5 protein-coding genes are annotated in these 13429 nt (G+C 45.3%); all 5 read right to left on the minus strand.

From position 1 onward, the window contains the following. Positions 1-37: 37 nt before the first annotated feature. The 5 genes from HZA08_02710 to HZA08_02730 all read right to left on the minus strand — a co-directional run bounded on the left by HZA08_02710 (position 38) and on the right by HZA08_02730 (position 13234). On the minus strand, positions 38-2026 hold the full coding sequence (locus tag HZA08_02710) for a hypothetical protein (protein ID MBI5192336.1): 1989 nt from the start codon (positions 2024-2026) through the stop codon (positions 38-40). Positions 2027-2170: 144 nt separating this feature from the next. Beyond that, complete coding sequence (locus HZA08_02715; GenBank protein ID MBI5192337.1) at positions 2171-6937, minus strand: hypothetical protein; 4767 nt, start codon at positions 6935-6937, stop codon at positions 2171-2173. A gap of 911 nt (positions 6938-7848) precedes the next feature. Then, complete coding sequence (locus HZA08_02720) at positions 7849-9450, minus strand: hypothetical protein (protein ID MBI5192338.1); 1602 nt, start codon at positions 9448-9450, stop codon at positions 7849-7851. A 22-nt stretch (positions 9451-9472) separates the two neighbouring features. After that, entirely contained in the window at positions 9473-10465 is a 993-nt protein-coding gene (locus HZA08_02725; GenBank protein ID MBI5192339.1) for a hypothetical protein, read from the minus strand. Between the two features lie 141 nt (positions 10466-10606). Next, positions 10607-13234 carry a carboxypeptidase regulatory-like domain-containing protein gene (locus HZA08_02730; GenBank protein ID MBI5192340.1) on the minus strand — a complete coding sequence of 876 codons (2628 nt, stop codon included), beginning with the start codon at positions 13232-13234 and terminating at the stop codon, positions 10607-10609. Between the last annotated feature and the right edge of the window lie 195 nt (positions 13235-13429).

A 13429-nucleotide genomic window follows, 5' to 3' on the forward strand; every position in this document is an offset into this window, starting at 1 on the left:
TGCTTCTTACTTCTTGCTTCTTACTATTCACTAACCACTATTCACTATCCACTATCTTCTCCTGTTTCCTCTTATTCTTAACCGGTATTGTAATGCTGTCTCTGGCCATATCAATTATGGGAAGTCTGACATCGGTTCTTTCCAGCGCCCAGTTTGTATACCACTGATTGAACTTCCTGTATCTGAGCCTTGCCATAACCGTCAGGTTTCCTTTTACCCAGTAAGGCACTTCTATGTCATAAGTTGCTATATCAGTCTCCCCCGGCGGTATTACTTTTACATAGACATGGCCTATCATGTCCCACAAGTTATGTTTGTTCACAATCTTCCCGAACCTGTCAACCTCAAGTGCCCTGTAGAAGTGTGCCTGTTCATCTACATCACCGTTCTCGTCAATAGTACCGCTCTGGAATACAACCGTTCCCTCGCTGTCCACCATCTTTACCTCAATCCAGACCTCATGAATATCTATAGGACCGTCAGGGAAGAAATGGCCGACTCCAAAATTTGTAACCCCTATCTGGAGTTCAAACTTGTCACCCATATATACCCAGGGCGCTATCTCAGCAGAGTGATAAATATCCTGTGATATAAATTTTGTCTCCCTTGGGCCGTCCTTAATTCTCGGTTCATAAATATCAAGAAAGACCTCCCTCCGTTTCATCCACTCTTCAGTCAGGTCAAGCTGTTCCTTGTCACCGGTTAAAAATGGAATAGCGGTATTTGCAGCAATATATCTGTGCGACCTCACCATGCCATCCGGTCCTGCAGATGGGTCATCAGATTTCACAAGCGGCATGTGACAATCATTACAGGTCTTCAAATTCTTCTCACTGTAAAAACCTTTTGAGTTCCTGCCTGAGAACCTGCTCCCAAGCCAGCTCCCATACTGGTCCTGTAACCTTAACCAGCCCCAGTGATTTGTGTCTTTATTTATAAACTGCTTATGACACGGCGCACAAAACTCCGGTTTCTTATAAAAATCTTTTGAATATGTTTCCTTGTGAACGGTTGGGTCACTGCTTATAACAAGATTCGTCAGAAGCTCCGGGACATATCCTTCCTTACCCTCAAATATATAACGTTCCGGAGGGGTAAATAAAAAACTACCTGAACCCCTGAGATGCCTGATCTGTGTAATCGAGTGACAGGCAACGCATGAAATACCCTCCTCACTGTATGGTGTATCAAGCCCCTTATCCGGATTCTGGTCACCTGCAAACAGTGCAATAGGGTCATGACATCCGCCGCAATACCGAGTTGCAATCATACCCTCGGTTTGAACCATAAACTTCTCCGTTGCCCTGTAAAACACATCAGTAGATGCCCATCTGTGTGCAGAGGAATACCACTGTTTGTAAATATCTGTATGACATCCTGCAACCCCGCATGACTTTGAATTTCCCATTATCCTTGCATCAATAAAACCGCCTGTTGATGTCATGCTCTCACTCGGATAAAAGGGGTTGTCGTTCCATTTCAATTTATATCCCTTTGGCGTACTGTTGTTATATACAACCGGTTTGTAGGAAAAGGAAAGTGCCATTATTACAGCAACCATTACTATTCCAAATGCGAGATTGCTTTTCGGCATAAGTATATTGAGCATCCGCCACTTTCTGCGTACTGCTATAAAAATCCCGATGTGTATAAGGACAATACCAAAGGCAACAAAACTTGATATTAGATGGACTTTAGTAATAATGTAATTATCAGCCCTTGTGCCCTGATAGCCCCATATCACACCTGTTACTAATGAGACAATGACTGACACAAATCCAAAGTATCCGAGATTCTTCATAAAATTCTTAGGAGAGCTGACGGAGCGGATTATATGAAGTGTCTGATGGGCAAGCGAAGGGATAACGACTATCAAACCAAGGATGATATGTGCAAGGATCGTGAACTGTTTGTAAAGGGTTAAAGAATCATTCAAGTATAGATATATACCGCTTACAGTTTCAAAGACAAAAAGGACAAAGAAGAGAGGATATATCCTCACATCAATAGGAATTTTATCTTTCATGGGTGAGTATTATTTTAATGCAATTGGGATGCCTTTTGCAAATGTAAGCTCCATGAGCGGGATAAGAATGTCCCGCCTATCATTAATATAAAACTGGATAGGCGGGGTTTTCTAACCCCGCCGGTAGGATTTTCGGGTGGCAGGTCAGTTCACCATGCCGCCGGTATTCAGGATGAAGTTATCAATAACATGATTGTCAGTACTGCCGCCTGTTGCCGCAGTAAAACCAAAATATGCATTAAACGGTATATAGTTGGATATTATATGATTAATCACCTCTGCCCCATCAAACAACACCTGTATATGGCCATGCGAAAAATTTATACTTACATGATGGGTACCGCGTGTCTCAGTATCGAAAGTAGCCAGATGGTTTGATGTATAATTTTGCAATACCCCTATATGCCGTGAACCTGTATCTCCACTATTCCCAGGCCATGTATCAAACTCAACTGCAAAGCCGTTTGCCCCGTCAAAATTAAGAGAACCGCCGCCTGTCTCCTGATAGTTGTAATCATTAACCCATGCGAAGGTCAAACCGTCAGCACCATCACCTCCATATATGTTGTAATCAAATTCAGCGTGGAAAGAATCAGCCATAAATGGTGTGAGATAAAATGCCCTGCCGTACCCGCCTGTTACAGGTGCGATTAAAAGGTTTTCATTAGTGCTGTCTTGAGCAGCACTTCCACCAAAGAACCATTGCCCTGAATTAAATCCTGTACCAAAAGTTTCATTGATTACCTGATTCAGGACAGGAGGAGAAATAACAATTGTGCCGGCATCAGTTGTACCATTATTAACAGGAGTAATAGCCGCAGAAGAACCGGAGTAATACAGACCTCCTATAAAAGCAAATACATTTACAGTAATATCTCCGGCAGGTTCTAAGTTCATTGAAAATCTTCCATCAGTACCTGTAGTTGTCGTCTTGATGCCGATAGTTACATTTGCACCGGAAACCGGATTTCCAATATCATCCACAACAAGCCCTGTAACTGTTGTTCTTGTTGCCCCGACTACATTCACATCATATCCGCCAATCAGAGCATTAGGAGTGAACATAATAAACTTGTCCGCAAGGTCCATAGTTCCAAATAACTCATATACTGCCCCCTGTGCATTAAATGGATAATCAAGCGTAAAGTCAGTACTTATTGAATTAACATCATTTCCAGGGGAGATACCGACCATAGTCCCAAAGGAAGACATTATCTCCTTATATCCTATCGTTATCCTGCCGTCCTGATATAGGATAACCTGAATGGTATTCGGGCTGTTAAAGTAGTTAGAGTAATAGTAGTGTGGATTCTTCCACCATGTAAACACCATTTTGCCCGGTAATGCATCATTCACATAAACGCCTGTATTATAACCATCACCGCCCACACCGCCTCTTGAATCAAGGTCATCGAAGAAGGATGCTATGTTAGGCTGATTATAGAAACTCTGAAGGTTCTCACTATAGGTAGAACTGCCATAGTTAAATGTCAACCTGCCGTTTGATGACACATAAACATCTGTGTAATTCTGGCCATAGAATGGGAAGGTAAACCCGGTAGGGAACGCAACATAGAGGTAGGTATCATCAGACTGAATTAAATTCGAGCCAAGCTGAGTCTCAAAGTATGCCTCAACAATTACTACGTCACCGACATCTGTAGTTCCGCTTGGAACAGACTGAACAGATGCAGAACTGCCGATTAAATTAGCACCATTAATTGTTGCCGATGCAGATACGATTATATTGCCCTGAACAGTAGGCACGCCGCTGATGCTGAATGTCCCATTAATATCAGTGACCGCTGTCAATCCTCCAAGTGTACTGACATTGGCGCCGGAAATAGGTACTCCAAGATTATCAACCACCCGGCCAATTACCGTTGTCCCAGGGTCAGGGATAACATTAACAGTTATATCACTTGCATTACCGGTCTTACCAAGATTATCTGTTGCTGTTGCACCTATTGTCAGACTCGTAACACCCGTAGGTATCCGGAAGCTTACATGGAATGGAGATGACATAGCTGTACCAACCACTATCCCATCAACAAGTACATCTACGGATGCAACAGTGTCGTTGTCTGTTGCATCAACAGTTATAGATACTGTACTCCCTTCTATAACGGTATCACCGCTAAGAGGACTCGTAATACCTGCCGTTGGGGCAGGGTTCAGGTCTACTATTACAGATACCTCTGCGGAGGCACCAACCTTACCCAAAGTATCAGTACCCCTTGCACTTAATATAAGACCTGTGCTGCCGACAGGAACAGTATATAAAACCTGATACGGGGAAGTTGTATCAGTACCAACTACCAGTCCGTCTACTAAAAAGTCTACTTTGGTAACACCCGTATTATCTGTAGCATCTGCCGATATTGCCAACACACTTCCTTCAAATATATGGTCTCCATTAGCAGGTGAAGAAATACTAACTGTCGGCGGAGGGTCCGGCAAAACAGATATAAACACATTCGGTGCTGTACCTGTATTATTGGCAAGGTCTATCCCTGTTGCCCCTATCGCAAGACTTGTTATTCCAACCGGTACCTGATAATTAAACTGAAACGGCGATGCATTGTCTGTTGATACTATATTTCCATCAACAAGTATGTTCACAGATGCAACCATAACATCATCCGTAGCTAATACTGTTACAGGAAGTGTTGAACCCTCTATAACCTCAGCGTTGTTTGCAGGTGATGTAATGCTGACTGTCGGCGGTGTAGAACCGCTGTCAACAATCTCTGCATACTGACCTATATACAGCCTTGTATAGCCATCCCACCATCCGGTGGTACCATTCTCCAATATATCCCGTCCTGCTGTCAGATAAAGATAGTTAGGTGTAACCGCTATGCCTGTTCCATTATCATCCCTGTAACCGGAAAAATCAAGCACTGCCCTGAAGAGAGGGGTACTCGGAGTAGTTATATCATGTATGGGTACTGCATTTACCCTCAATACATCTGCACTGAAGGCAAAATTACCCCACGTTGCTATATCGAATAAATAACCACCTACTGTCTCATTGCCGATCTCAGCCGGTGCAGATGGGTTGTTTATATCAACTGACCTCAGCCCGTTTGTATACTGCACTTCATAGGCAGTACTGCCGCTTATTGCAAGGTCTACTGCATCACTGCCGTTACTCACTGAACCGACACTCACCGGATGTGCAGGATCCGATACATCTATAACACGGATACCACTGGTGCTATCCGCAACCACTGCAATATTACCGGAAACATCTACACCCTTGGCAGTACCCGGCGTATCAAGGGACCCGACAATAGTCGGTAATGCAGGATTACTTATATTAATAATCTGAAGACCGCTCGAACCATCTGCAATGTATGCATAATTACCATTTACTACAACATCCCATGCATCTCCTGGTGTATTAGCAGAACCTATGATAACCGGTACTGCAGGATTTGTGGCATCCACGATCTGTAGACCGCTCGCACCATCTGCAACATACACCAGATTACCGACAACCCTTACATCATTTGCATTACCTGGCGTATCAACAGAGCCTCTAAGCACCGGAGAAGAAGGGTTAGATATGTCTGCTACATAAAGCCCGCCTGAACCTCCTGCTACATAAGCATGATCCCCTGAGACATCAACATTATTGGCAAAACCTGGAGCAGGAATATTTAAGTAAGATAAGGCCGTCGGCGAAAAAGTCCTGACCGTTGCACGGGAGACTACATTAAACCTGCTGTCCAACCTGCTGTTCGATACCGTTATAAGTGCCACACCATTCTGCCCTGCAAACACAAGCCCGTCTGTTGCACCAAAATTGGCAACAGCAAGGTCACTGGAATTATAATTTGTCCCTCTTGAATTTGACGTAAGGTCAAGACGGGTTCCATCAGTGAGTATGCCCGTCACTGTCAACTGCCTTGATGCCTCACTCATTATCGTGTTAAAGATAAGTACAAAGTTAGACGGCGTTACCTCAAGCCTTGAAAGCGCCTGTGCAAGATTATAATTACCGGAATCATTAGGGTCACTGCCGGTACGAACCTCAAGACCATCCCTGATACCATCACCATCACTATCTGCAAGAAGTGGATTTGTTATATATCCATCCGTACCCGGCTTTAACTCCTCACCGTCATTTATCCCGTCTCCATCAGAATCAGCAACTCGGAGCATAGTACCATTATCATATTCCTGCTTATTAGTCAGCCCGTCGTGGTCTGCGTCTTCCATGGCATCAATCGGGTCATTGGGATTAAGGCCGTTCGCAAGCTCCCAGTCATCAGGGATACCATCATTGTCAACGTCATTGTTACCGGTTGTGTTAATAACCGTAAACATCATAGAGGAAAGAACCATCTCATTTGATGCAGAGATTATCACCTTACCGGTACCTGTTGCAGTCACAAGCCCGTTATCTGAAACAGTTGCTATGTTCACATTGGTTGTACCATAAACAGTGCCTTTGGAACCAAGTGTAATATTCTTTGTGGAGCCATCGGGATAAGTTGCAGTCACAACCAACTGCGCAGTTGTACCGATAGGATTGAGTATCTTATCAGGGGTTGAAGGTGATGCTATAGAAACAGCAGAGGGGACAGGGTCAAATACATCAAGCGGGATATCTCCAACCGTAATTGAACCGTTCGGGGGTATAATCACCCAGTCTGACTGCCCTGACCTTGTTACCCCATTCTCAACACATGTAGCCCTCACCCTGACCTTACCCATGTTGGATGGGACATTCGGGATAACCCAGCTCCCGTCAGGCTTAACCTGTGCAGTACGGTTCAGCACACTGACTGTGCAGTTCTCATTTAAGGCTGCATGAGAAACTGCGTAGCCTGCAAGGACAAGCATGGGCAGGAGTATGCTGAATAATATATATCTATGAAATTGTAATTTGTTGCGATTCATCCGAAAATCTCCTCCGGCGGGGTTAGAAAACCCCGCCTATCCATATCTATGAGGATAGGCGGGACTTTCTTGTCCCGCTGATTTTCATTCCCCTTTGTGAGCGCCCCGCTCATGAAAGTTCATCCGAAAATCTCCATAGTTCACCCTCCCCCTCCCCCCGTCAAGGGAGGGGGAATAAAACCATGTCCCCTCTCCCCTGGCGGGAGAGGGTCTGGGTGAGGGGGCCTCATTTTCATCAACCTTTGTGAGCCGAAGGCTCATGACGGTTCATCCGAAAAACCTTCCGGCGGGGTAAGAAAACCCCGCCTATCCCTATCTACGAGGATAGGCGGGACTTTCTTGTCCCGCTGATTTTCATGGCCCTTTGTGAACCCTCGGTTCATGGGAGTTCATCCGAAAATAACCCCCCCATGCCCCCCCTTGCACAAAGGGGGGGATTGCCGTTGGCCATTGAGCACCAAAGGAACTTTCCCCCCCTTAACAAGGGGGGGCTTGGGGGGGTGGTTTTCATCCTCCTTTGTGAAACCTCCGTTTCATGACGGTTCATCCGAAAATCAACCCCATCCCCACCCCTCCCCTTGAAGGGGAGGGAATCAACATAGCCCCCTCTCCCTCAGGGAGAGGGTTAGGGTGAGGGTGGGGTTTTCATTGCCATTTGTGAGCCACCGGCTCATGACGGTTCATCCGAAAATCTCCATAGCTCACCCCCACCCTAACCCTCCCCCATCAAGGGGGAGGTGGAACAATATCAGCCTCCCTCTCCCCTGGCGGGAGAGCTGCAATTAAATTCCTACCAAATTCCTCCCCCCTCCTTCGCGGGGGGAGGCAGGAGGGGGGCACCGGGTGAGGGGGCCTTATGTTTCTTCTTGCCTCTTGCCTCTAACTTCTGTCTTCTATCCTCTTTCCTCCACTCACGGCTTAAAATTGCTCACAGTCGGCGGTGTATTATCTACAATAACCTTTCCCCTATCATCATCACCAGCAAGAAGAGGGTTCTGGCTATACCATGTTCTTAATCTCTTCAGCCACTTTTCATTAGAGTTTGTTGATGCATTGGAATCACCTGTAAAATCAGGATTAAAATCATCCCACCATTCATGAGTACTCCTGGTCTGAGCCAGCACGTCATAGTCATTATCTGATATAGTTGTCGTATCCCATGTAATATCGCTGGTAAACCCTACAAACCCGACATAATTAAAACCGGATGTATTTGCCTCTGCAACTCCAGCAACTGCAACCTTGTACGCAAAATCTTTTTTATCAGCATCAACTATTCCGGACCCAGGACCTAATAATAATTCTCCTGCAGTAAGCTGAACAATGGTTGGTTTCACCTTCCCCCTTGTAAAGGCAATATGGTCTATTATCTTAAAGTTCCCTTCTGCCGGCGGTGCCGCATCAGGCGGATCACCAGGCAGGAAGGTATCTACCTTCCCGCGTGTATAGACAATCCCATTAGCAGAACAATTATCAAGAAATGTCCTTATTGCCGCTGATGTTGAACCTTTGTCGCTTGAATAGCCATCCTTGAATTCTTTTATACTGTCAGGTGAGTCTGTTAAGAGAACCTGAAGGTTACCAGGTATATCATTATTTAAACGCCAAACCCTTTCTAATGCACCCTCAACAATCTCGCCGGAATTATATACGCCGGTACCATCCTCTCCCCGCCAGTCTGTAGCAGATGGGGCACCTGTCTTATTGTCCGGAGGAGCCGAGGCACTCCCGAAATACTGTGCAGACCCCTCCTGCATGGCGAATCCCTCACACGACTCTACATCAGAGCCATGAGGACTTACATTGCAATTAAAATCCGGCCAGCGGTTTCCATACGCACGGTATGCAACCCAGTGGAATGTCTCATGATGCATATCAGAAAATGCAGCATTACCTGTACCAGGATGGTCATAGTCTTCAAAAGCTACACTCATAAAAGCGCCATCTCCATTTACAAAACTTGCGCCATTAGTAGTCCTGCCCTCTGCCTTTAGATCCTCCGGCATAACCCATGCAGGATACTGGGCCTTTAGGAATCTGACTGCATCTCCAACATTGGATATTATATTGGCACGATAGCCGACTACCCTCAGAACTCCAAGGTCTAAGGTACCTGCCGCAATATCGTTATGAACTATACCTTCAATATTTTCATCCTTGATCGGATTAGCGTCAGTATGGTCAGTCCTGACCTCTATAAAGTGTCCATCAACTGCAGTGCCGGTATATTCTACATTTATATATACATCAGGGGCTTCAACATTATCCGTAAATGTAATAGAGAATGTACCATCTGCCGCTGTGTGACCGCTCCCCTCGGTATCATCAAACAAGGTGTCTTCATCCATAACAATAACTTTAATATATTTCACAGGAATATTATCTGCTGTGGCATTAAGCCCGAGTTGCGGGGTCTTTATAGTTCCGGTAACAGTATAGGTTGCAGCATGAGCAGCCACGCCAAAAGAGATTATTGTTAACACAATTATGAGAATATGTATAACTTTTTTCATATTAATATCCTTATTGCTCACCTTAGTTAGGAACAACAATTATCCACTTTCCGGCACTGTTTTTTCTAAACCTCAATCGTTTATCAATTACCATTGAATCAGTAGTACCATCAGCCTTTACTACATTAAGCTTAATCCCTTTAATTATAAGGCTATGAACACCATTATTCATTTTCTGTAATTTCATATCAGTCTTAGAAAGAGCAGGCAGAGTAATACTGCTCACCCTCGCTATACCTTCTTCCCTTAAATCCCGCGCGTACTTGTCCCGCAACACCGTCTCTCCCTGAGCATCTGCCCCTGTTGCTGATCGCATACGTGCAGAGTCATTGTTTACAAGACCATTGAAGTAGTTCTTAACTGCTGTAATTATCTGGGCAGCCTCTGTCTGGCTTACGGCAAGAAATCTCTCTTCAGCAGGGGCAGCAGGCATCATTTCATTTGTAACTGCATCAAGGCTTCGTAATCCTTTTTTGTTTAATTCAGGTTGAAAATCGTTGTAGATATTGTTCAGCTCTTCTCGTGCAACTATTGCTTTACCGGTCTGAATCAGTTTTTGAGCACCCGTACCGACCTCGCTCTGTATATATGCCTTCACAGGTTCACTTGCCGAATTGATATTTGCAGATGCGTTTCTGGCCTTAACCAGTGTCCTGTTTAGAAGCCGGAGAAGACCGGCATCACCTCCAAGACGTGCACCAGCGGACATCCTATTCTCAGCATTAAGCATTGAATTAATCATCCCGATTGTCAGGCGTACTGCAGACTCTCTGTCAAGGTCATTCTTTGCAGTATCCAGCAAATCACTGAATTTCAATAAGTGATTTTTTGCTAATCTGCGTGCATCTGAATGACGGTTCTCCTTATAGGCGTTCAGCATGTCAGTGTATATGACCTGTTGCTCCGGGGTAGTTTCGTGGTCCGCCGCCGTATTCCTTTGTCCGAAAGACACTCCCGTTAACCCCAAAAGCATCCCAATACATAATAGCAAAGGGATCAATCTATTTCTGTTCATCCGAAAATCACCTCCGGCGGGGTTGGAAAACCCCGCCTATCCATTTCTATGAGGATAGGCGGGACATTCCTGTCCCGCTGATTTTCATGGCCCTTTGTGAACCATGGTTCATGACGGTTCATACAAAAATCTCCTAATCACCTATCTCATCTCCAGAGGGAATTTCAACGGTTGAATTCCATTGCCTGCACTCCCATCCTCATCAGCAAAGTTGCCGACCTCGTCTCTCAGATCCCTGAAGAGTACATCATATATCCCGCTGTCAAGATTGTTGAGTGCGGGGGCATCAACCTTTATATGCTTTTGGTCAGGGGTTGCACCGGTAATAGTAATACTTCCTGCCCCTGAAACCACAGTCTCATTTCCGCCGAGCTTCATTACTATCTTGAGTGCATCTATTAAGTCACCTAATCCTGCTGAGCGTGCAGCCGCTGACCCTGCCGCCTTCTCATCCTTAATGTCTGCCTCAATGATAAGCTTAGTATTCAGGAAACTTGAATCATAGTCAGTGTCCCCGTTTTTTGTACCGGTCAATTTTATCTGATAAGGGCCGTTCTTAGGATTTGCATATTTTCCTGCAAAAGGCGCCTGATTCCATTTGGCATTTTCCCATGAGGTACTGTGTGTACCTGCTGAAGCGGGCAGTCCCTCCTTCTTAACAACCAGTGTCCCTGAGCTGTTCCTGATCTCCATTACAACTGTATCAAAGCTTTGTCCCGGCGGTTTTATCTCATAATTAATAACAGCATTCTCATTCAAAATTAATTCATCAGCAGGAACAGTTGATGTAATCGCAATATCTATACCTACAAGAACTTTTACAGTATCCATCTTTTCAGGAGGACCGCATCTTCTGCATCGTACTCTGAAAGTAACTGTGTATTCACCAATCGTGTCAAAGAGATGAGAAGGGCTTTGTGCCGTACTTGTCCCGCCGTCTCCGAAATCCCAGTTATACTCATATTCACAATTACTTCCTGAAACAATGCCGGTAAAATTAACAGTCTCATTTTTTGCTATTGTAACTTCATCCTGACCATTTGCCTTTGCTGTAGCACTGTTCAGCAATACAGGATTACATGAACCGTTCTGACATATTTTAGTACCGCCTCCACAGCAGGTATTATTCTTTGCTGCATCCGTCACACACCTGTTGTTATCGCATCTCTGGCACTCAGGGCAGTTATTGGCACTACCTGTTGGTGCAGGATTACCTCCGCAGTGCCACCCAGCCTTTACCACTCCAACACCTGGGTCAGACACTATCAAAGTCCCGTCCTCACTAACCGTACCTGTACCTATACTCACAAAAATCCCAAGGTCATGGTCAAACGAATACATGTTTGTCTTCTCACCAGGCGCCAGGCCGTCTACATTCGGAATCTTAAGAGGTGCCGGAGGATCAAACACAGTGCCCGGCGGCTGTATGGTCACTATAAAACGCGGCTGCTGGCCTATCTGCGGCACCATTGGAACCTTATCCGCATGAACCTGTGTCACAGAGATACTCCCCTGCCTGTCCCCGTTCGGAAATGTAACTGAATTTGCCTTTACTGTAAGTTCAAAACCTGGAACCTCAGGTATCGTGTAAATCACATCCGCACTGCCGCCCACCACCTTTGAGTTAACAAGGTCAAGCGGTACCAGATAAACCGGCACACCAACACTGTTATTTGCACCCGCCACTGTGGTAATCTCATACATCAATGTAGGATATTCAAGAACACCAGGTGTCCCGGCAGTAGTGCCATCTGCAATAAGATGCACAGGACCGACAGGGACATTGTTTACCGTAAACTGACCATTACTGTCTGACACAGCCTCTCTTGTAGTACCCTCTATCCTTATTGTCACATTTGTTATAGGATTATTCGAGTTATCAAGTACAACACCGCTAATCCTTGTATCACCAGGGTCTCCCGGTATCAGGCCGGTTGCGGTAAATCCGGCAGGAGGCATGGTGTTTCCTTCGAACGTCGCCTCTAATACATTACCGTCATTACCCGCATTAGGCCCAAGGATATAAGATACTGCTGCCCTGCCGTCACTGTCAGTATTCACCGTTATATTATCAAGCCCATTGAGGAAAAGCCCGCCGCCTTCCACTGCCTTAAATATTACAGGAATGTTGTCTAATGGATTATGTCCCTCATCAGTAACAAATACCACCAGCGGCTCAGGAAGCGGCTGATTAACCCCGCCCCTTTGCTGATTACCCTGTGCCACATAAATTGCTGCAGGAGGCTTCTGCGTTCCTGATGCAATAAATATCACATTTCCATCTACCCCTGTGGCAGTCACATCAACCCGGTTATTACCTGAACCGGCCCATGTCCCGACCCTGAAATCTGCCTGTGCATATCCTTCTGCATCTGTAGTAACTGCAACGGCCCTTACCCCTAAACCGGAACCTGATGTTAAGAGAACACCGTTATTTTCCGCTACACGGAAGATAACAGGCTCACCACTTACAGGGGCATCATTCTCATCCCTGAGAGAAACTAAAAGTGGAGCAGGTAACATTGTACCTATAAGACTGCTCTGATTATTACCGGACTCAATAGTCAGCGTCTGTCTCGGGGTTGTATTAAGATTGACCGTTATAACTGCACTAGCAGTATTGCCCCACTGGTCACTGCCGGAAGCAGTAATCGTATTCGGACCTGGAACCAATGGTATGGGTTCAGCCGTAAAATTACGGTTTGATATTACCGCTTCTACACCATTAACCAGCACACTACCCTGACTCTCATTGACAGTACCCCTCACTATGTCATTAATAATACCTGTAACCGTTATTGAAGACGATGCTGTTATGTAACCACAGACCTCCTGACCTCGTGGAATTTGTTAAGATACCAGTTCGTAAACCAGTCGCAGATTTGTGCCCGGAAATACTGTTTCTGTTGAATTAAGTTCTTCACACAAATATAGTATGGACTCACTGCTCATGTGATTAGCCAA

Source organism: Nitrospirota bacterium (assembly GCA_016212215.1).
Taxonomy (GTDB): Bacteria; Nitrospirota; 9FT-COMBO-42-15; order HDB-SIOI813; family HDB-SIOI813; genus JACRGV01.